The organism is Pseudomonas cedrina subsp. cedrina, from assembly GCF_001983175.1.
Classification (GTDB): Bacteria; Pseudomonadota; Gammaproteobacteria; order Pseudomonadales; family Pseudomonadaceae; genus Aquipseudomonas; species Aquipseudomonas cedrina.
The window spans coordinates 213,787-233,027 of the sequence record NZ_MNPW01000003.1; the positions used below are offsets into that span (position 1 = coordinate 213,787).

18 protein-coding genes and 1 pseudogene are annotated in these 19,241 nt (G+C 62.3%); 11 read left to right on the forward strand and 8 right to left on the reverse strand.

All coding sequences use genetic code 11. The features are described from left to right. Nucleotides 1-175: 175 nt before the first annotated feature. Genes BLL36_RS06790 through BLL36_RS06800 form a run of 3 tightly spaced genes read right to left on the reverse strand, consistent with a single transcriptional unit; the run spans nucleotide 176 to nucleotide 3,415 of the window. The gene (locus BLL36_RS06790) at nucleotides 176-1,651 is read right to left on the reverse strand and encodes an FGGY family carbohydrate kinase (protein WP_076950706.1); all 1,476 of its coding nucleotides are present in this window, start codon (nucleotides 1,649-1,651) and stop codon (nucleotides 176-178) included. A gap of 5 nt (nucleotides 1,652-1,656) precedes the next feature. Beyond that, nucleotides 1,657-2,589 (reverse strand): transketolase family protein, encoded by a 933-nt coding sequence (locus BLL36_RS06795; protein ID WP_076950707.1) that lies wholly within the window; start codon nucleotides 2,587-2,589, stop codon nucleotides 1,657-1,659. Next, on the reverse strand, nucleotides 2,579-3,415 hold the full coding sequence (locus tag BLL36_RS06800) for a transketolase (RefSeq protein WP_076950708.1): 837 nt from the start codon (nucleotides 3,413-3,415) through the stop codon (nucleotides 2,579-2,581). The genes BLL36_RS06795 and BLL36_RS06800 overlap by 11 nt, the downstream gene beginning before the upstream one ends. A 372-nt stretch (nucleotides 3,416-3,787) precedes the next feature. Between BLL36_RS06800 and BLL36_RS06805 the strand changes: the two genes are divergently transcribed. The 7 genes from BLL36_RS06805 to tal all read left to right on the forward strand — a co-directional run bounded on the left by BLL36_RS06805 (nucleotide 3,788) and on the right by tal (nucleotide 11,015). Beyond that, nucleotides 3,788-4,795, forward strand: coding sequence for an ABC transporter permease (locus tag BLL36_RS06805; protein ID WP_076950709.1), 1,008 nt, complete (start codon nucleotides 3,788-3,790; stop codon nucleotides 4,793-4,795). Between the two features lie 50 nt (nucleotides 4,796-4,845). After that, nucleotides 4,846-5,778 carry a sugar ABC transporter substrate-binding protein gene (locus BLL36_RS06810; protein WP_076950710.1) on the forward strand — a complete coding sequence of 311 codons (933 nt, stop codon included), beginning with the start codon at nucleotides 4,846-4,848 and terminating at the stop codon, nucleotides 5,776-5,778. Nucleotides 5,779-5,793: 15 nt separating this feature from the next. Further along, nucleotides 5,794-7,302: a sugar ABC transporter ATP-binding protein gene (locus BLL36_RS06815; RefSeq protein WP_076950711.1), complete on the forward strand. Its 1,509-nt coding sequence runs from the start codon at nucleotides 5,794-5,796 to the stop codon at nucleotides 7,300-7,302. A gap of 190 nt (nucleotides 7,303-7,492) precedes the next feature. Continuing rightward, nucleotides 7,493-8,257: an SDR family oxidoreductase gene (locus tag BLL36_RS06820; RefSeq protein WP_076950712.1), complete on the forward strand. Its 765-nt coding sequence runs from the start codon at nucleotides 7,493-7,495 to the stop codon at nucleotides 8,255-8,257. A gap of 9 nt (nucleotides 8,258-8,266) precedes the next feature. Beyond that, a complete protein-coding gene (locus BLL36_RS06825) occupies nucleotides 8,267-9,067 on the forward strand; it encodes an SDR family oxidoreductase (RefSeq protein ID WP_076950713.1) in 801 nt (266 codons plus the stop codon). A gap of 45 nt (nucleotides 9,068-9,112) precedes the next feature. Next, entirely contained in the window at nucleotides 9,113-10,066 is a 954-nt protein-coding gene (locus BLL36_RS06830; RefSeq protein ID WP_076950714.1) for a sugar-binding transcriptional regulator, read from the forward strand. 25 nt (nucleotides 10,067-10,091) lie between these two features. Further along, the gene (tal, locus tag BLL36_RS06835; protein ID WP_076950715.1) at nucleotides 10,092-11,015 is read left to right on the forward strand and encodes a transaldolase; all 924 of its coding nucleotides are present in this window, start codon (nucleotides 10,092-10,094) and stop codon (nucleotides 11,013-11,015) included. A gap of 207 nt (nucleotides 11,016-11,222) precedes the next feature. On the opposite strand, the gene aqpZ is transcribed toward tal, so the two are convergent. Then, on the reverse strand, nucleotides 11,223-11,927 hold the full coding sequence (gene aqpZ, locus BLL36_RS06840; protein WP_076950716.1) for an aquaporin Z: 705 nt from the start codon (nucleotides 11,925-11,927) through the stop codon (nucleotides 11,223-11,225). Nucleotides 11,928-12,399: 472 nt separating this feature from the next. On the opposite strand from aqpZ, the gene BLL36_RS06845 reads away from it, so the two are divergent. Both BLL36_RS06845 and BLL36_RS06850 read left to right on the forward strand, forming a co-directional pair. Next, complete coding sequence (locus BLL36_RS06845; protein ID WP_076951007.1) at nucleotides 12,400-12,657, forward strand: hypothetical protein; 258 nt, start codon at nucleotides 12,400-12,402, stop codon at nucleotides 12,655-12,657. 71 nt (nucleotides 12,658-12,728) lie between these two features. Further along, a pseudogene (locus BLL36_RS06850) lies at nucleotides 12,729-12,824 on the forward strand (transcriptional regulator); the annotation flags it as partial. 105 nt (nucleotides 12,825-12,929) lie between these two features. Here the strand turns inward: BLL36_RS06850 and BLL36_RS06855 are convergent. Further along, on the reverse strand, nucleotides 12,930-14,111 hold the full coding sequence (locus tag BLL36_RS06855) for a sugar transporter (protein ID WP_076950717.1): 1,182 nt from the start codon (nucleotides 14,109-14,111) through the stop codon (nucleotides 12,930-12,932). A gap of 86 nt (nucleotides 14,112-14,197) precedes the next feature. Continuing rightward, nucleotides 14,198-15,196 carry a bile acid:sodium symporter family protein gene (locus tag BLL36_RS06860; protein ID WP_076950718.1) on the reverse strand — a complete coding sequence of 333 codons (999 nt, stop codon included), beginning with the start codon at nucleotides 15,194-15,196 and terminating at the stop codon, nucleotides 14,198-14,200. A gap of 85 nt (nucleotides 15,197-15,281) precedes the next feature. Here BLL36_RS06860 and BLL36_RS06865 point away from each other — a divergent pair, with 85 nt between their 5' ends. Beyond that, on the forward strand, nucleotides 15,282-16,070 hold the full coding sequence (locus BLL36_RS06865) for an AraC family transcriptional regulator (RefSeq protein ID WP_076950719.1): 789 nt from the start codon (nucleotides 15,282-15,284) through the stop codon (nucleotides 16,068-16,070). 57 nt (nucleotides 16,071-16,127) lie between these two features. Here BLL36_RS06865 and BLL36_RS06870 read toward each other — a convergent pair whose 3' ends face one another. Next, entirely contained in the window at nucleotides 16,128-17,141 is a 1,014-nt protein-coding gene (locus tag BLL36_RS06870; protein ID WP_076950720.1) for an ABC transporter substrate-binding protein, read from the reverse strand. 159 nt (nucleotides 17,142-17,300) lie between these two features. Here BLL36_RS06870 and BLL36_RS06875 point away from each other — a divergent pair, with 159 nt between their 5' ends. Next, nucleotides 17,301-17,732: a hypothetical protein gene (locus tag BLL36_RS06875; protein WP_076950721.1), complete on the forward strand. Its 432-nt coding sequence runs from the start codon at nucleotides 17,301-17,303 to the stop codon at nucleotides 17,730-17,732. Nucleotides 17,733-17,924: 192 nt separating this feature from the next. On the opposite strand, the gene BLL36_RS06880 is transcribed toward BLL36_RS06875, so the two are convergent. Further along, nucleotides 17,925-19,172 carry a zinc-dependent alcohol dehydrogenase gene (locus tag BLL36_RS06880; RefSeq protein ID WP_076950722.1) on the reverse strand — a complete coding sequence of 416 codons (1,248 nt, stop codon included), beginning with the start codon at nucleotides 19,170-19,172 and terminating at the stop codon, nucleotides 17,925-17,927. Nucleotides 19,173-19,241 lie beyond the last annotated feature (69 nt).

A 19,241-nucleotide genomic window follows, 5' to 3' on the forward strand; every position in this document is an offset into this window, starting at 1 on the left:
GGCAAGCCAGCTCCCACAGGGGATTGATGCTGTTCGCCTGTTCTGTGTCTGGCACCGACAAAAACTGTGGGAGCGGGCTTGCTCGCGAATGCGGTGGGTCAGTGGATAAATCCGGTGACTGGCACACTGCTTTCGCAGGCAAGCCCGCTCCCACATTTTTGATTTTCATAAGCCGTTAGAGCAGTGTGCGGGCCAGGGCCTTTTTCCATTCTGCATAACGCCCCGCCATCAGCGGATCAGCGTGGGGCTCGAACCGCTCGCGCTGTCGCTCCAGCTCACCCAACGCCTCATCACTCGCCCACACCCCCAACGCCCGCCCCGCCAGGTGCGCCGCGCCCAGCGCCGACACCTCCGGCGACAGGCTGCGCACCACCGGGCGCTGCAGCAGGTTGGCCAGGAACTGCATCAGCCAGCGGTTGCGCGTTGCGCCGCCATCCACCCACAACTCCTTGAGCGGGTTGCCGATGTCCTGCTGCATCGCATCGAATACATCGCGGATCTGGTAGCCGATGGACTCCAGCGAAGCCCGCAGGATATGCGCGCCGGAGGTGGCTTCCGTCAGCCCGCAGATCAACCCGCGCGCGTTGGCTTGCCAATGCGGCGCCCCCAGCCCGGACAACGCCGGCACAAAATACACGCCGCCGTTATCCGGCAGCTGCGCGGCCTGTTCGGTCAAGGCATCCAGGGATTCCCCGGCCACCAGGCGCGAGGCCCACTGCACGGCGGCGCCGGTGTGGACGATATTGCCTTCCATGCCGAAGGTGGGTTTAACACCGTCATGCCAGGCCAGGGTGGTCGACAATCCATGGGTGGAAGCAATCGGGCCACTCATGGGCGTCATCAGCGATGAGCCGGTGCCAAGGGTGGCCTTGACCAGCCCCGGTGCGAAACCGCCCTGCCCGTAGAGGGCGGCGTGGGAGTCGCCGATCATCGACATCACCGGGATACCGGCAGGTACACCGCCCACTGCGACGGTTTCGGCGAAAAAACCGGCGCTGGGCTGGATCGGCGCCAATGCGGCCAGTGGAATCTGGAACAGCGCCAACAGTTGCGGGTCCCAGGCGCAGGTGTGCAGGTTGAACAGTTGCGTGCGCGCCGCATTGGAATAATCGGTGGCAAACACCTGGCCACCGCTGAGTTTCCAAAGCAGCCAGCTATCGACGGTCCCCAGGCAGATATCCCCGGCCGTCGCGCGGGCGTGGCCGTTATCCAGGTGATCGAGAATCCAGCGGAACTTGCCGGCGGAGAACATCGGGTCAAGGGCCAATCCGGTTTTTTCCAGGACCAGCGCTTCATGACCCTGCGCATGCAGCTCGGCACATAACGCAGTGGAGCGCCGACATTGCCAACTGATGCACGGCGACAGCGCCTCGCCGGTATGCCGGTCCCAGGCCACGACCGATTCACGCTGGTTGCTGATGGCCAACGCAGTGATCGGCCGATCCACCTGGGCCAGGCATTCCTCAATGGCGGCCAGGGTGTTGTGCCAGATCGACAGCGGGTCCTGTTCGGAAAACCCGGGCGCCGGATGGGTGATGCTCAAGGGGCGTGAACCGCGCGCAATCACTTGCCCGAGTTCGTTGACCAGCACCGCCTTGGCGTTGCTGGTGCCTTCGTCTATCGCCAGGATCAGCGGCGTGTTGTTGTTCATGGACTTCACCGCAACCGAGTGGCAGCCGCCACGATCCCAGCCGCGTCGATGTTATGCAAGGCGCGCGTCGGTTCGCGCGCACCGGCGGCGGCGTATTCGCCATCGCCGATGCCCAGGCGCGTCAACCCGATGCCCAGGCCGGCTTCGGCCAGCACTTCGGCGACCAGGCTGCCGACGCCACCATTGATGTTGTGTTCTTCGACGGTGATTACCGCACGCGTACCGCTCAAGGCGCTGAGCAACACGTCACGCTGCAATGGCCGGATCGACGACAGGTTGATCACCTGGGCCTCAATGCCCTGCTCCGCCAGCAATGCCGCCGCGTCGACCGCTTCGTGCACCACCGAGCCCAGGGCCACGATGCTTACGTCCGCGCCCTGGCGCAGGATATCCACCTGGCCGGGTTTGAATTGGTAGCCAGCACCATGCACGTCGGGCAACGCCTTGCCGTCGAGACGGATGTACACCGGCCCTTCATACCGCAGCGCGTAATCGACGATTTGCCGGCACTCGATGGCATCGGCCGGGGCGAAGATCTGCACGTGGCCAAAGCCACGCATTACCGAAATATCGTCGAGGCTGTGGTGGGTGCTGGCCAACGGGCCGTAGCTGGTGCCGGCGTTCAGGCCGAACATTTTGACGTTGGCCTGGTTGTAGCAAACGTCGACCTTGATCTGTTCGTTGGCCCGCGAAATCAAAAATGGCGCCGCATTGCAGGTCGCGGCGATCTTGCCGCCCAAGGCCAGCCCCGCCGCCACACTGACCAGCGACTGTTCGGCAATGCCGACGTTGATCAGCCGCTCGGGGAAACGCTGGGCGAATGGCCCGATCTTGGCCGTGGACGTGGAGTCGCTGACCACCGGCACCACGTCGAGCCCGGCGTCGACCGCGTCTATAAAGGCCTGCACCATGACGCTCGCCAAATGTTCACTCGCCATGGTTCAACTCCTCCAGTGCCGCGTTGATTTCGTCACCCTTGGGCACGCGGTGGTGCCATTCGGGACGGGCTTCGATAAACGACACGCCCTTGCCTTTGATGGTGTGGGCGATCAGCACCTGGGGCGCGCCGCTCTTGGCCTGCATGCTTTCCAGGGCCTGGATCAATTGGCCCACATCGTTGCCATCGCATTCGCTGACGCTGAAGCCGAAGGCGGCCCATTTCACGTCCAGCGGGTCGAGCGGCATGATGTCGGCCGTCAACCCCGCCAGTTGCAGTTTGTTCTTGTCGACGATCACGAACAGGTTATCCAGGCCGTACTTGGCCGCCGCCATCGCCGCTTCCCAGTTGGAGCCTTCGGCCAGTTCGCCGTCGCCGGTCAAGACATAGATGCGCTTTTTGCTGCCGGACATTTTCGCCGCCAGCGCCAACCCCACCGCCACCGGCAAGCCGTGGCCGAGGGCGCCGGTGTTGAGTTCGATGCCAGGGGTTTTCTGGCGCACCGGGTGGCCGGGCAAATGGGAATTGAAGTGTTGGTAGGTCGCCAGCCAATCGGTGGGAATGTAGCCCGCCTGCGCCAGGCAGCAATACAAGCCACCCACGCCGTGGCCCTTGCTCTGGATGTAGATATCGCGCTCAGGGTCTTCGGTGCGTTCCGGGCCGGTATTGAGGATACGGAAATACAGCGTGGCGAGGATGTCGGTTTCCGACAGGTCCGCCCCGGTGTGGCCGCCGGCCGGTGAGTCGGCATTCAGGCGGATCACGTGGCGCCGGATCAGGCGGGCCTGTTCTTTGATCTGGTGGGCGTCGTACTGGAAGGCATTCATGCAGCGGCTCCTGTGGGTGACCACGCGAGGTGAGGCATTTGCGGTAAACGTGTCGAAAGCTGTTTTGAATATTTATTCAGCGGTGACAATATATTTCTATTTAGACGCCGATCCAGCGCGCGGTCAAGTGAGCGATCCATGAAAAAACAAATAAATAGGCGAAATATCCCTCGGACAAACGGGCAAAATCCCACACGGGCGGGTCTATCACGTGGCTTTGCTCGCAGTGAAAACGAGGTTTTAGAGGCCTGCCAGAAAAATTAAGCGCTTGACTTTGCCACGGTGTCACTGGAATCTGAATTAACAGTCAGGCACGCATAAATATTCAGGCGACCTGAAAGCACTCCAAAAAAAACAACTCAGGAGAACACTGTGGACGCCAAAGCTATTGTCCAGCACCCGGCCGAACTCAAGCCGCCGCCCCGCCCACGCCTGGTGAAACTGCTGCCCAGTAACATCGGCGGCCCGCTGATCGGGCTGGTATTGCTGGTGCTGGTCTTCTCCTTCAGTTCCGAATTCTTCTTTTCCTTGCGCAATGGCCTGAACATCCTTGATCAGGTCACGGTGTTGGGCATCCTGGCGATCGGCATGACCGCCGTGATCGTGATTGGCGGTATCGACCTGTCGGTGGGGTCGGTGCTGGCGTTCTCGATGATGATGCTCGGCTGGCTCTATCAGGATCAGGCCGTGCCGCTGGGCCTGGCGATTCCGATCTCGATCGCCACCGGCATGCTTGCCGGGCTGGTGTCCGGCGGGCTGATCACCTACGCCAAGCTGCCACCCTTCATTGCAACGCTGACCATGATGTCGGTGGCGCGCGGTCTGGCGAACATCCTCACCGAAGGCCGGCAGGTCGTCGGCTACCCGGAATGGTTCACCAGCCTGGCCACGGTGCGGCATTTCGGCTTTCTCTCGGCCACCGTCGGGCTGTTCCTGGTGATGCTGGTGCTGGCCTGGGTGTTCCTGCGCTTTCGGGCCGGTGGGCGCAACCTGTATGCCATGGGCGGCAGCCCGGAAGTGGCGCGCCTGTCAGGCATCAAGGTGCGCGCGATCACCCTGTGGGTGTACGCCATCAGCGGCGCCCTTGCCGGTATCGCTGCCGTCACCCTGGCCGCGCGCCTCGACTCTTCCCAACCCAGCGCCGGCCTGAGCCTGGAACTGGACGCCATCGCCGCCGTGGTGATTGGCGGCGCCAGCCTCAACGGTGGCGTCGGCAGCATCGGCGGCACCTTGGTCGGCGTATTGATCATTGGCGTGTTGCGCAATGGCCTCAACCTGCTGGGCGTCTCGCCCTTTATCCAACAAGTGGTGATCGGCGTGGTCATCGCCCTCGCCGTCACCATCGACACCCTGCGACGCCGCTCCAGCAGTGCCCGTTAAACCTGTTCGACAGTTGACACCCTCCAACAATAAAACCAGGAGTCACCGACATGTTCAGCCCCAAGAAACTGCTCATCGCCACCGCTCTGGCGGCCGCTACCCTCTCTGCCGCCGGCACCACCTGGGCCAAGGACCTGACCATCGGCCTGGCCGTGGCCAACCTACAGGCCGATTTCTTCAACCAGATCAAGCAATCGGTGGAAGCCGAGGGCAAGGCCAAGGGGATCAAGGTGATCACCGTGGATGCCCAGGGCAACTCCTCGACCCAGGTCAGCCAGATTGAAGACTTGATCACCCGCCAGATCGACGTGCTGATCTACATCCCGGCGGGCGCCACCGCCGCCGGCGTACCGGTAAAAGCCGCCAAGGCCGCCGGCATCCCGGTGATCGCCGTCGACCGCAACGCCCCCGACGCACCCGGCGATACCTTCATCGCCAGCGACAGCGTGGCCGGCGCCAAGACCCTGGCCGAATACGTCGGCAAGATCACCGACGGCAAGGGCCGCATCGCGATCCTGCAAGGCCAGATCGGTACCACGCCGGAGAACGATCGCGCCAAGGGTTTTGAAGAAGGCCTCAAAGCCTTCCCGGACCTCAAGGTGGTCGCCCAGCAACCAGCCGAATGGGCCCAGGACAAAGGCTTCGCCGTGGCCCAGGACCTGCTCCAGCGTGACCCGAACATCACCGTGTTCTTCGGCCGTGCCGATGCCATGGCCCTGGGTGCTGCGCAGGCGGTGAAAATCGGCAACCTCGATCACAAGGTCGTGGTAGTCGGTTTTGACGGTGACATCGCCGGGCTCAAGGCCGTGCAAAGTGGTGTGCTGAACGCAACCATGACCCAGCAGACGCAGAAAATGGGGCGCCTGGCCGTGGCCTCCGCCATCGACCTCAAAGCCGGCAAAGACGTGCCCAAGGAACAACTGCTGCCCACCGTGCTGACCACCAAAGACAACGTCGCGCCGTTCCTGCAACAGCACCCGTAAGCCTTGGAGATCGTGATGAAAGCAGCAGCGTTGCAGACGTCCACGGACGCGGTGTTGTGCCTGCGCAATATCAGCAAGGCCTACGGGCCGGTGCAGGTCCTGTCGCAGGTCAACGTCGACATTCGCCCCGGCGAAGTGTTGGCCCTGCTCGGTGAAAACGGCGCGGGCAAGTCGACCTTGTCGTCGATCATCGCAGGCCTGGTGCAACCGGAGGCCGGGGGCAGCATGACCTGGCTCGGCGAGCCTTACGCCCCAGGTTCGCCAGGGGCCGCGTTGAGCGCCGGGATCGGCCTGATCCACCAGGAAATCCGCCTGCTGCCGCAATTGTCGATCGCGGAGAATATCTTCGTCGGTCGCCTGCCCATGCGTTACGGGCGGGTGGACCGCGAGTACATGGAGGCCCAGGCGCAGATCCAGCTGGAACGCCTGGGGCTCAAGGTGCCGGCGTCGCGCAAGGTCGAAGGCCTCAGCGTGGCGGCCCAGCAGCTGGTGGAAATCGCCAAGGCGTTGACCCTCAAGGCCAGCCTGTTGATTCTCGATGAACCCACCGCTGCGTTGGGCGGGGACGAAACCGAGCTGCTGTTCAAGCAGGTGGAACGACTCAAGGCCGAGGGCGTGTCGTTTATCTACATCAGCCATCGCCTCGAAGAAATCGCGCGCATCGCCGACCGCGTGCTGGTGCTGCGCGACGGTCGGCAGATCGCCCTGCACGCCACAGCGCAAGTACCGGTGCGCGAATTGGTCGAGCAGATGGTCGGGCGCAGCCTGGAGCGGATTTTCCCCGCGCTTGCGCCTCCCCAGGCCCAGGTGATGCTGCAGGTCAAGGATTTGAGTTGTCGCGAATTCGCCTTGCACGGCATCGATTTCAGCGTGCGGGCCGGTGAAGTGTTCGGCATTGCCGGTGTCGTCGGCGCCGGGCGGACCGAACTGGTGCGCACCATTGCCGGCGCGGCCCAGGATATCCGCGGGCATATGGTGCTCGATGGCGAAGTGCGTCAACTGCGCTCGCCGTTCGAGGCCATCCAGGCCGGTGTGGTGCTGGTGCCCGAAGACCGCAAGCAGCAAGGCGTGGTGGTGGAACATCGCATCGAAGACAACCTGATCTACGGCAACACCGACCTGATGGATAGACGCGGCTGGGTGTTCCCCGCCCCGCTGCGCGAGTTTGCGCGCACGGCGGTGGCGCGCCTGGGGGTCAAAGGCGCGCCACAGTCACGGATCTCCAGCTTGTCCGGCGGTAATCAGCAGAAAGTGATCATTGCCAAATGGCTGGCGCGCAATCCCAAGGTGTTCATCCTCGATGAGCCAACGCGCGGCATCGACGTGGGCGCGCGGGCGGCGATTTATGAGGTGATCGCGGATCTGGCGGCCAAGGGCATGGCGGTGATCGTGGTGAGCTCGGACCTGGATGAAGTGCTGGGTTTGTCCCATCGGGTGATGGTGATGAGCCGGGGGCGGCAGATGGGGATTCTGGAGCGTGGCGAGGCTACGCCGGTTTCGGTGATGGAGATGGCTACGGCGTAACCGCCAACAATGAAGATCTTTTTGTAGTGAGCGGGCTTGTCCCGCGCTGGGCTGCGAAGCGGCCCCAAACCAGACGACCGGGGTTCTATCTGGAACTCGGCGGTGGCTTTAATAGGGCCGCTTCGCAGCCCAGCGCGGGACAAGCCCGCTCACTACAGGGTTCACTGTGATTTCAAAAATGGAGTCGTTCATGCAACTTTTCAGTCTTCAAGGCCAAGTGGCCTTCGTCACCGGTGCCGGCAGCGGCATCGGCCAGGCCATCGCCGTCGGCCTGGCGGAAGCCGGGGCGGATGTGGCGTGTTTTGATTTGCCCGGCAGTCCGGGAATTGGCAGCACCGTCGAACGCATCCAGGCTCTGGGCCGTCGTGCCCTGGCCCTCAGCGGCACGGTCACCGAGCGCGCCGCCCTGGACGCCGCCGTCGCCCGCACCGAGGCAGAACTGGGCGAGCTCAGCGTGGCGGTCAACTGCGCCGGCATCGCCAATGCCCAGGCCGCCGAAGACCTGGAGCTGCAACGCTGGCAGACCATGCTGGACATCAACCTCACCGGCATCTTCCTCAGTTGCCAGGCGCAGGCTGCGGTGATGCTGCCGCGTGGCAAGGGCGCCATCGTCAATATCGCCTCCATGTCCGGCAGCATCGTCAACCGTGGCCTGTTGCAGGCGCACTACAACACCTCCAAGGCCGGGGTGATCCACCTGAGCAAAAGCCTGGCGATGGAATGGGCCGACAAGGGCCTGCGCGTCAATTGCATCAGCCCCGGCTACACCGCCACGCCGATGAACTCACGGCCGGAAGTGGCCGACCAGGTGAAGATCTTTGAACAGACCACGCCCATGGGCCGCATGGCCAGCGTGGAAGAAATGGTCGGGCCGGCGATCTTTCTGGTCAGCCAGGCGTCGTCTTTCTGCACCGGTGTCGACCTGTTGGTCGATGGCGGCTTCGTGTGCTGGTAGGAGTTACTCATGTCGCAACGTTTCAGCGGTAAAACCGTAGTCATCACTGGCGCCTGCCGTGGCATCGGCGCCGGCATTGCCGAGCGTTTCGCCCAGGAAGGCGCCAACCTGGTACTGGCCTCCAACGACCTGGAGCGGGTGACGTTCACTGCCGACCAGTTGGCCCAGGCGTACAACGTCGACGTGCTGGCCCTGGGCATCGACGTCACGGACGAAGGCGATATCGAAAAACTCTACCGCGAAGGCCACGCGCGCTTTGGCAGCATCGACGTGTCGGTGCAGAACGCCGGCATCATCACCATCGACCACTACGACAAAATGCCCCGCGCCGACTTCGACAAGGTGCTGCAGGTCAACACCACCGGCGTGTGGCTGGGCTGCCGGGAAGCGGCCAAGTACATGGTCAAGCAAAACAGCGGCCGCTTGATCAACACCTCGTCCGGCCAGGGCCGCCAAGGTTTCATTTACACGCCCCACTACGCCGCGAGCAAAATGGGCGTGATCGGCATCACCCAGAGCCTGGCGCTGGAGTTGGCGCGGCATAACATCACGGTGAATGCGTTCTGCCCCGGCATCATCGAAAGCGAAATGTGGGACTACAACGACCGCGTCTGGGGCGAGATCCTCAGCACCGACGAAAAACGCTACGGCAAGGGTGAACTGATGGCCGAATGGGTCAAGAACATCCCCCTGCGCCGCGCCGGCAAACCTGCGGATGTCGCGGGGCTGGTGGCGTTCCTGGCGTCCGATGACGCGGCGTACCTGACCGGGCAGGCGATCAATATCGACGGCGGCCTGATCATGTCGTAAGGGTTTGGTATCCTCACCCGCATTGATGTCATCACTGAGGCCTTCATGAGCCAGATCGAAGAACAGCGCCTGATCACCAAGATCGCGAGCCTCTATTACGAAGAAGGGCTCAAGCAGTCCGAAATATCGGCGCAACTGGACTTGTCCCAGTCGTTTATCAGCCGCGCCCTGCGCCGGGCGCTGCAGGACGGCGTGGTGAAGATCAGCGTGATGCGCCTGCAAGGCCTGCACCTGGAGCTGGAAACCCAATTGCAACGCCGCTACGGCGTGCGCCGGGTGATCGTGGTGGAAGCCACCGAGCCCGGCAGTGATGAAAGCATCAAGCAGGCCATTGGTTCGGCGGCCGCGCATTACTTGGAAACCAGCCTGTCGCCGCAGGATCATATCGGCATTTCGTCATGGAGCAGCACCATCCGCGCCATGGTCGGCCACCTGCACGCGCAACCGGGCAAACAGGCTGCCCAGGAAGTGGTGCAGCTGTTGGGCGGTGTCGGGCACAAGGGCGCATTTGAAGCCACCCTGCTCACCCAGCGCCTGGCCACCCTGCTCAACTGCCCGGCGTATCTGCTGCCGTCGCAGAGCATCGAGCAATCGGTGCAGAGCAAGCAGCGCATCGTGCAGATGGAAGAGGTCAAGGAAGTGCTGCAGCGCTTTGACAGCATCACCCTGGCGATTGTCGGCATCGGCGAGCTGGAGCCCTCGCAACTGCTGCGCAACAGCGGCAACTACTACACTGAAGACATGCTGCGCCTGTTGGCCGAGCGCGGTGCCGTGGGTGATATCTGCCTGCGCTACTTCGATGCCCAGGGCCAGCCGGTGCTGGAAGAAGACGAAGAATTCGTCGTCTCGGTGGCGCTGCCCAAATTGCGCAATATCCAGCGCGTGCTCGGCCTGGCCGGCGGGTTGAACAAGGTCCAGGCGATTCGCGGTGCGCTCAAGGGCGGCTACCTGGACATCCTGATCACCGACCTGGACACGGCACAGGCGCTGAACCAGTAACCCCATTTCTGGAGAACAACCGCTCATGACATCCAAGCTCGAACAACTCAAGCAATTCACCACCGTAGTCTGCGACACCGGCGACCTGGAGGCCATCAGCCGGCTGAAACCGGTCGATGCCACCACCAACCCGTCGCTGCTGCTCAAAGCCTCGGCGATCGCACACTACGGCGACATCCTGCGCGAAGCGCTCGACCTGTCCAAGGGCGATCTCGGCCTGGCCTGCGACCAGTTTTCGGTGGCGGTCGGTTGCGGGATTCTCAAGGTGATCCCGGGGCGCATCTCCACCGAAGTCGATGCGCGCCTGTCGTTCGACGAAGACGCGCTGTGGGCCAAGGCCAACCAGCTTATCGAGCTGTATGACAAGGCCGGCGTCGGCCGCGATCGCGTGCTGATCAAGCTGGCCTCCACCTGGGAAGGCATCCGCACCGCCGAGCGCCTGGAAAAGGCCGGTATCCAGACCAACCTGACGCTGCTGTTCTCCTTCGCCCAGGCCCAGGCATGCGCCGACGCGGGCGTGTTCCTCATCTCTCCGTTTGTGGGCCGCATCTACGACTGGTACCGCAAGAGCACGGGCCTGGATTACACCGGCGTGGATGACCCGGGCGTGCAGTCGGTGACGCGCATCTACAACTACTACAAGGCCAACGGCATTAAGACCGTGGTCATGGGCGCGAGCTTCCGCACCCTCAGCCAGATCGAACAACTGGCGGGCTGTGACCGCTTGACCATCAGCCCCGAGTTGCTGCAAAAACTCGATGAAGACCAGGGCACCCTGGAACGCAAACTGCTGCCGGGCGCGGCCGGCGAAGCGCGCCAATCCATCAACGAGGCGCAATTTCGCTGGGCCTCCAACGAAGATGCAATGGCCACCGAAAAGCTCGCCGAAGGCATCCGCCAGTTTGCGCGCGACCAGGAAAAACTCGAAGCGGTACTGGCTGCGCTGTGATGCCCCTATCGCCATAGTTACCGACACAACTTCGGTGTTGCACGGGCCCTGTGGCGAGGAAACTTGCCTTGCGCTGTAGGAGCGAGCTTGCTCGCGAAAACGTCAACGATAACGCGTGCATCCTGGATGAACGCGGTGTCTGTGGGTTCTTCGCGAGCAAGCTCGCTCCTACAGTGGAGAGCAACCCACTCGCAACCGTATAAGGCATCAAGCCGGCTTTTGCTCACCCAATGTGCGAGCTGCCAACGCCCCCAACACCCCGCCAACAATCGGCGCCAGCCAGAACACCCAAAGCTGCGAAAGGTACTCAGCCCCGGCAAATACTGCCGGTCCGGTACTGCGTGCCGGGTTGACCGACGTATTGGTCACCGGGATCAGCACCAGGTGAATCAAGGTCAGCGCCAGGCCAATGGCAATTGGCGCAAAGCCCGGAGCAGCCCCCGGTGCAGTCACACGCATAATGATGAATACGAAGAAAAACGTGGCGATCAGCTCGGCCAGCAGTGCGGCCTTCAGATCAAAGAGGCCTGGGCTCAAGGGACCGTAACCGTTGGCGGCAAAACCACCCACGGTGAAACCAGGCTGCCCATTGGCAATCAGGTACAACGCCGCCGCGGCAGCAATCGCCCCAGCAACCTGCGCCGCGATATACGGCAGCACATCACCCGCAGCAACGCGCCGCCCTGCCCACAGGCCAATGGTCACCGCCGGGTTGAAGTGCCCACCGCAAATCCCCCCGACCGCGTAGGCCATGGTCAGCACAGTGAGACCAAACGCCAGCGCAACGCCCACGAAACCGATGCCCAACCCAGGAAAGGCCGCCGCCAGAATGGCGCTGCCACAGCCGCCGAACGTCAGCCAGAAAGTACCGATAAACTCGGCGGTCAAACGCTTTTGCACAATCGACTCCATTGCTGCTCAAGTGCCGTCACCACAGGAGGTGGGCGGTCGCCGGCGACGGTAGCAATAGGTATCAAAATGCTGTGTAGGACCTGTCTGGTTTTAGCTGCGCACTTCGTTAGCGTTGTTCGAGCTCGCCCGCCCCAGCGGACAAACCATCCAAAATCCTGATCTTGCCCATTTCCCGGTTGCTAGGAAGCACCCCGCAGGCTAATCTTCCGGCTCGCAGCAACCGCTGCGATTGGACTTGGCGGTCCGACCAGATATAGGCGCAACAGCGCCCCCAACACGATTGCAGGCGCTTTTTTTGCGCTCGCTATTTCGTGCAATGGCGGGTTGCGCAGGGACTTCTTCGGAAGTGCCGGGTCCTATATCCCCGGTCCGCCAACCTTGCGTAATCCGCCACCCTAATTCTGCTTGGCGGCAGAAGGTGACGGCTCATTCAGATATAGGAGCAAGACCCATGACCGCACAAAATCGGTACATGCCCATCACGGGCCCCGATTGCACTATCCCCACTATGCTTATCGACACCGAAGCACCGCTGGATGCCCTGTACGAAGCGGCGGCATATCGCATCCGTGCCGTCACGCAAATTCTGGAAAATCTCGCTTTACGCGATGGAATCAGCAGTGACGCTGTAGTGCTGCAGGACTTCGCAATGCTGTTGAGTATTCCACTGCGTGACGGCTGCGACCTGCTGGATGTGATGGGGCGCAGGCTGCAAGAGAACGTGGTGTAACTGTAAACGGGCGGCCTTACGGTCGCCCTCTATTCATTCACGGAAGCAGTCATTAAACGTAGGAGCTGACTATGGGTAAGTTCTTTGATGAGCTGATGGAAAGCGTGCAGCAGATGGATGAGATCGTCCGACGTGAGCGTCAACCCTCACGCGAAATTACCGCCGATCAAAGCGCCGACCCGGCTCCCACAACTTGGAAGAAACCCGTAAACGACACGAGCGACTTGGAAAAACCGCATCATCGTTAACGTTTTTCGCGAGCAAGCTCGCTGCTACCTAGGCACACCCTGCCCGAACTTCCTGATCGCCAGGCAATACCCCACCAACGCCAGCGCCGCCAGCAAACCGCCCGCCGCGCCGATCCAGGCGAAGCCGAACTGGCTGCCGACCCAGCTGCCCACCAGGGCGCCGCCGCCGATGCCGATGTTGTAGATGCCGGAGAACATCGCCATGGCCACGTCGGTCGCATCCGGTGCCAGCACCAGCACCTTGGATTGCATGGCCAGGCCGAACCCCATGATCGCCATGCCCCAGAAAACGCTCAGCACCACCAGGTAGGACTGCGCACCGCTCAACGGCAACAGCAGTGCCAGGCAGGCGGCCAGGATAAACACTGCGACGACCACGAACAGGTGAGGATTGATGCGGTGCACCAGGCTGAACAGCAGCGAGCCGATGATGCCTGCGCCGCCAAATACCAGCAGGATCAGGGTCACCGCGCTGCCGCTCATGCCGGCCACGCCTTCGACAAAGGGTTCGATGTAGCTGTAAGCGGTGAATTGCGCGGTCACGGTCAGGGCGGTCAGCACGTAGAGCGCCACCAGCGCCGGGCGCTTGAACAGCAGCGGCAGGCTGCGCAGGGAGCCGGAGTTCTGGCTCGGCAGCAGCGGCAAGGTGCGCGCCAGCCAGAACACCAGTGCGGCGGCGAACGCGCCGATCACCAGGAAGGTGGTGCGCCAACCCATGGCTTCGCCCAGCAGGCGGCCCAGCGGGATGCCCAGGACCATCGCCAGGGAGGTGCCGGTGGCCAGCAGGCCGAGGGCTTGCACCTGCTTGCCCTCAGGCGCCAGGCGTACCGCCAGCGAGGCGGTGATCGACCAGAACAGGGCGTGGGACAAGGCAATGCCGATGCGGCTGAGCATCAGCAGGCCGAAACTGGTGGCGACGCTGGAGAGGATGTGGCTGACGATAAACAGGCAGAACAGCACGATCAGCAGCTTGCGCCGTTCGATGTTGCGGGTCAGCAGCATCACCGGCAACGAGGTCAGGGACACGATCCAGGCGTAGATGGTGAGCATCAGCCCGACGCTTGAAACCGGCATGTCAAAGCTGGCGCCGATGGCGCTGAGCAGCCCGACGGGCACGAATTCGGTGGTATTGAATACAAAGGCGGCCAACGCGAGGGCGATGACCGGTTGCCAATTGGCTTGGGGAGTTGCGGCTGAAATGCTCATTGACGGGTCGGTCTACTCAGTTTCCGCGTTGATCAAGCCGGCCCAGTGCCGGCCCGAGCAGCGCGGAAAAATAGTAACACGACGCCTCAAGGATCGACTTGCGCCATCAGCTCCGGGATCGATTCCGGTCGCTTGGCGTAACGCTGGGCCAGCGCCGCGCACACCATCAACTGGATCTGGTGAAACAACATCAACGGCAGGATCAAGACGCCCATGGTCGAGGCGGCAAACAGCACCTGAGCCATCGGCACACCGGTCGCCAGGCTTTTCTTCGAACCACAGAACAGGATGGTGATGCGGTCTTCCTGATTGAAGCCAAAAGCCTTGCCCAGCAAGGTCGCAGCCACCAGCACCAAGGCCAGCAACACGCAGCAGGCCACCACCAGGCCGCCCAGTTCCCAGAGTGGAATCTGCTGCCAGATACCTTCGTTCACCGCTTGGCTGAACGCACCGTAGACCACCAGCAGTATCGAACCCTGGTCGACGAATTTCAGCCAGGATTTATTGCGCCCCACCCATGCGCCGATCCAGCGCCGGGCAATTTGCCCTGCGACAAATGGAAGCAGCAGCTGCACGCTGATTTTGAGGATGGCGTCGACGGTTGAACCGCCTTCACCGTGAACATTCATCAGCAAGGTCACCAACAACGGGGTCAGAAAAATCCCGAACAGGCTCGACGCCGCCGCGCTGCAAATCGCCGCCGGGATGTTGCCGCGCGCCAGCGAGGTGAAGGCAATCGCCGATTGCACCGTGGCCGGCAACGCGCAGAGGTAGAGCATGCCCATGTACAGGTCTTTGCCGATCAGCGGCGAGAGCACCGGCTTGAGCGCCAGGCCCAGCAGCGGAAACAAGACGAAGGTCAGGCTGAACACCAGCAGGTGCAGACGCCAATGGCCGGCGCCGGCGACGATGGCCTGGCGCGACAGCTTGGCGCCGTGCAGGAAAAACAGCAGCGCGATCGCCAGGTTGGTGACCCAACCGAACGCCACGGCGGTCTGGCCGCTGGCGGGCAGCAGGGAGGCGAGGATCACCGTGGCGATCAGCGTCAGGGTGAAGTTGTCGGGCAGGAAACGGGGGCGAGTCATAAGCAGCATCTTCCGGGGTTGCCAAGAGCGTCACGGCGACTCTAACGTAATGGCTTGTTACCGACTAACGCCAAAGAGCCAGTAAATGCCGCCTAAAGGACATGAAAAAACCGTCCGCCGCAGTGTGCCCGGGCTTTCCAGCCTGCCGCGACCGGTGTATGGGCGCACCGAGTCCTTGCCGAACCGTGCGCTGACCCGCCGGCACAGCCACCCGTGGGTGCAATTGTCATACGCCATTTCCGGGGTGCTGGAGATCCAGACCAGTGTCGGCCGCTTCGTGGCACCGCCGCAGCGGGCCGTCTGGATTCCGGCAGGCATGCCGCACCGCGTCTTCAGCTCGCCCCACACGGAAATGCGCAGTCTGTACCTCGACTGCAGCGTCACGGCCTGGGCGGTGGAACGCTGTCATGTGTTGGAGGTGAGCAGCTTGCTGCGCGAGTTGATCCGCAGTTTCAGCGAGTTGCCGGTGGAGTATGCCGAGGACGGGCCGGATGGGCGCCTGGCCCAGGTAGTCCTGGATCAGTTGGCGGCGGCGCCACAGGTCGACCTGATGCTGCCGCTGCCGTTGGACCCGCGTTTGCGGCAGATCTATCGAAGCCTGAACCAGCGCCCGGAGCAGCAGACGACCTTGGGCCAATGGAGCCACAAACTGGGGGTAAGCGAGAAGACACTCAGCCGGTTGTTTTTCAGTGATACCGGGCTGACGTTCCGGGCGTGGCGCCAGCGCCTGCGACTGCTGAGCGCCCTGCCCGCTTTGGAGCAAGGCGAGCGGGTAACCGATGTGGCGTTGGGGTGTGGGTATGAGTCGACGTCGGCGTTTATCAATGCGTTTCGCCAGCAGTTCGATGCGACGCCGGGGGAGTTTTTTCGCTGATATCACTGATACGCAGCTCCCACAGGGTTTACCGTATTTCAACCAGTCGAGATGGGCTCAGCTCCCCTCTGCACCATGGGCTTCTTCAAAGAAGTAATCCTTCCAACTGCCGGCCTTGTTCTTCAGAACGCCCAGTTCCTGCAATTTCTCGGCATAGATATAGGTGCGCTGCGGCACGATGGTGAAGTCGATCTCAGGGTCCTGGACGATCTTCTCCACCAGGTCCAGCGGCAACTTCGACTGCTCGACGCGAATATACGCCTTGGCGGCTGCCGGTTTGTCCGCCTTGATGATCTTCTCGGCCTCGGCCAGCGCGTCATAGAACGCTTTGTAGGTCCTGGGGTTCTCGTCGTGAAATTTCTGCGTGGTGTAGAGCACGTTGAACGTCGCCTGCCCGCCCAGGATGTCGTAGGAACTCAGCACTTTGTGCACGTAGGGGTTGAGCAATTCCTGATACTGGAACGGCGGGCTGGAAAAGTGCGCGTTTATTTCCGAGCCACCGGCAATCAGCGCCGCCGTGGCGTCGGGGTGGGCCAGGCTGATGGAGATGTCGTCGAACTTCTTGTAGTTGGCATCGCCGAACTGCTTGGCGGTCTCGATCTGCAAGGTGCGCGATTGGAAGCCCACGCCGGCGGCGGGCACGGCGATGCGGTCCTTTTCGCTGAAGTCCGCGAGGGTCTTGACGTTGGGGTTGTTGGTCAGCAGGTAGTTGGGCATCGAGCCGAGGGAGGCGATGGCCTTGACGTTCTGCTTGCCTTTGGTACGGTCCCACAGGGTGAGCATAGGTGGTACGCCGGCTGAGACCACGTCGAGGGCGCCGGCCAGCAGCGATTCGTTCATCGCGGTGGCGCCGGAAATGCTGTTCCATTCCACCTGGATATCCAGGCCCTGGGCCTTGCCGTGTTTTTCGATCAGATGCTGGTCGCGCACCACGTCGAGGATCAGGTAGCCGATACCGAATTGCTGGGCGATGCTGATCTTGCCCTCGGCCTGGGCACCGCTACTGAGCAAGGCGCCTGCGGCAGCCAGCGAGGCGGTGATAAGGGTCAGGGAGAAGCGCTTGAGGGTCATGGGAGTCCGCCGCACGGTTGAGAGGTGAGCGAGGGTAGCCACGATTTTTAAGACGGGAAAAGAATATCTGGGTCTATTGTTATGCTAATAGCCCACAAACGGGCGGCTGGCTGTTAAGGTGCCGCCCTTTGACTGACCGTACACTGCGAGGAATGGACGTTGGACACTGACGAAAAAATGACCGGGGACCTGTTCGAGGTCGATAAGCGCCTGTCACTCAAGCCCGTGGTGGACTTCAACGCCTACCTGCGCAGTGCTTTCGGTGACGGCCTGTGTACCTGCATCCGCTGCATCGCCAGCAAGGGCGATGAAAGCGGCTACGCCTACCAGCACAACTTCACCTTTGATGGCAAACCCGCCCACCGTCGTTTCGCCTCTACGGCAGGAAGCGATGTGTTGGCGATGCTGAAGAAGGCGTGGTTGTCGTACGCCAAGGCCGAGTTGCCGCTCAGCGGCGTGTTGGTGCTGGATACCGTGAAGGCGTTTGTCGAGCCGCAACTGCATAACCGCATTGCGCCGCTGTTCCTGGCCAGTGGGTTGGTCAAGGACCTGGAAGGCCAGTTGCACATGCAGCCGCAAGCCGCAGCCTGATTCCCTGCCCTGATTGTAGTGAGCGGGCTTGCCCCGCGCTGGGTGGCGAAGCCGCCCCAAACCAAGCGACTCGGTTTCGTCTGTAAATCGACGGCGACTGCATTAGGGCGGCTTCGCCACCCAGCGCGGGGCAAGCCCGCTCACTACAATTTGAATCGGGCGAGCAGACCGATAGTAGGCGTTGCGTTCGGTTTATAAGCCGGGCACACCCTGCATGCGCAACTCAGGCGTAAGCTCCTCTTCCAGCGGCTCGGTCAACGGCCGGTCGCTCATCCCCGGCAGCAGGATCACCTTGCGGCAGTCCTCTTCGGCCTTGTCGAACAGCTCATAGCCGCGTGCCGCCTGCTCCAGAGACAGGCGATGGGTGATGATCGCCTCGGGGTTCAGGTGCCCCAGTTCGATATGCTCCAGCAGTTCCGGCAGAAAGCGATGCACATGGGTCTGGCCCATCTTGAAGGTCAGGCCCTTGTCAAAGGCGTCGCCGAACATAAAGCCGTGGATAAACCCGGCATACACCCCGGCCACGCTCACCACCCCGCCGCGGCGCACGGCGGCGATGCATTGGCGCAAGGCCTTGCCGCTGCTGCCTTCGATCTTGAGGGTGGTGAGGATGGTTTCAGTGGTGCTGCCCTTGGCCTCGAAACCAACGGCATCCACCACCCCGTCGACACCCCGCATACCGCGTGTCTGGCGGATAATGGTGTCGGCCGGGTCATCGTCTTCCTCGAAATTGATCGGGATCACGCCATACATTTTTTGCGCATAGGCCAGCCGATAGGGATGGTCGTCGACCATGAAGATCTGTTCGGCGCCCAACATCTGCGCACAGGCGGCACTCAACAGGCCGACCGGGCCGGCGCCGTAGATCGCGACGCTGGAGCCTTTTTCGATGCCCGCGTTGATGACCGCCTGCCAGGCGGTGGGCAGGATGTCGGTGAGAAACAATACCTTGTCGTCCGCCAGCGTGCCGGGCACCTTGAACGGCCCGGCGTTGGCCTTCGGCACGCGCACCAGTTCGGCCTGGCCACCGGGAATGCCGCCATACAGGCGGCTGTAGCCGAACAGCGCCGCACCCGGTGGAATTGCCTTTTTGTTGAGGATCGCACCGCGCCCATCGTTGGTGGTTTCGCAGGCGGCAAACAGCTGCATCTGACAGAAAAAGCAGTCGCCACAGGCAATCACGAAAGGGATCACCACGCGGTCGCCGCGCTGCACCGCCGTGACCGCCGGGCCGGTTTCTTCGACGATGCCCATGAACTCGTGGCCGAAAATATCACCGTGCTCAACCGTCGGAATCTTGCCCCGATACAGGTGCAAATCCGAGCCGCAGATGGCGGTGGCGGTCACGCGCAGGATGATGTCGTCGGGTTGCTCGATGATGGGATCAGGTACCGTATCGACCTGCACTTTGTGCGCGCCTTGGAAGGTCATCGCTCGCATGCTCTGCACTCCAGATTGAAGGGATCAATTATTAAGGGGCCCTGTATTCGCCAGCGTTCCGTTGGTGTG

Excerpts from the sequence above, each read along its gene's own strand:
- tal (WP_076950715.1), top strand. The coding sequence starts at position 10,092 with ATGACATCCAAGCTCGAACAACTCAAGCAATTCACCACCGTAGTCTGC.
- BLL36_RS06820 (WP_076950712.1), top strand. The coding sequence starts at position 7,493 with ATGCAACTTTTCAGTCTTCAAGGCCAAGTGGCCTTCGTCACCGGTGCC.
- BLL36_RS06795 (WP_076950707.1), bottom strand. The coding sequence starts at position 2,589 with ATGGCGAGTGAACATTTGGCGAGCGTCATGGTGCAGGCCTTTATAGAC.
- BLL36_RS06800 (WP_076950708.1), bottom strand. The coding sequence starts at position 3,415 with ATGAATGCCTTCCAGTACGACGCCCACCAGATCAAAGAACAGGCCCGC.
- BLL36_RS06790 (WP_076950706.1), bottom strand. The coding sequence starts at position 1,651 with ATGAACAACAACACGCCGCTGATCCTGGCGATAGACGAAGGCACCAGC.
- BLL36_RS06865 (WP_076950719.1), top strand. The coding sequence starts at position 15,282 with ATGCCGCCTAAAGGACATGAAAAAACCGTCCGCCGCAGTGTGCCCGGG.
- BLL36_RS06825 (WP_076950713.1), top strand. The coding sequence starts at position 8,267 with ATGTCGCAACGTTTCAGCGGTAAAACCGTAGTCATCACTGGCGCCTGC.
- BLL36_RS06860 (WP_076950718.1), bottom strand. The coding sequence starts at position 15,196 with ATGACTCGCCCCCGTTTCCTGCCCGACAACTTCACCCTGACGCTGATC.
- BLL36_RS06830 (WP_076950714.1), top strand. The coding sequence starts at position 9,113 with ATGAGCCAGATCGAAGAACAGCGCCTGATCACCAAGATCGCGAGCCTC.
- BLL36_RS06845 (WP_076951007.1), top strand. The coding sequence starts at position 12,400 with ATGCCCATCACGGGCCCCGATTGCACTATCCCCACTATGCTTATCGAC.
- BLL36_RS06870 (WP_076950720.1), bottom strand. The coding sequence starts at position 17,141 with ATGACCCTCAAGCGCTTCTCCCTGACCCTTATCACCGCCTCGCTGGCT.
- aqpZ (WP_076950716.1), bottom strand. The coding sequence starts at position 11,927 with ATGGAGTCGATTGTGCAAAAGCGTTTGACCGCCGAGTTTATCGGTACT.
- BLL36_RS06880 (WP_076950722.1), bottom strand. The coding sequence starts at position 19,172 with ATGCGAGCGATGACCTTCCAAGGCGCGCACAAAGTGCAGGTCGATACG.
- BLL36_RS06810 (WP_076950710.1), top strand. The coding sequence starts at position 4,846 with ATGTTCAGCCCCAAGAAACTGCTCATCGCCACCGCTCTGGCGGCCGCT.
- BLL36_RS06815 (WP_076950711.1), top strand. The coding sequence starts at position 5,794 with ATGAAAGCAGCAGCGTTGCAGACGTCCACGGACGCGGTGTTGTGCCTG.
- BLL36_RS06855 (WP_076950717.1), bottom strand. The coding sequence starts at position 14,111 with ATGAGCATTTCAGCCGCAACTCCCCAAGCCAATTGGCAACCGGTCATC.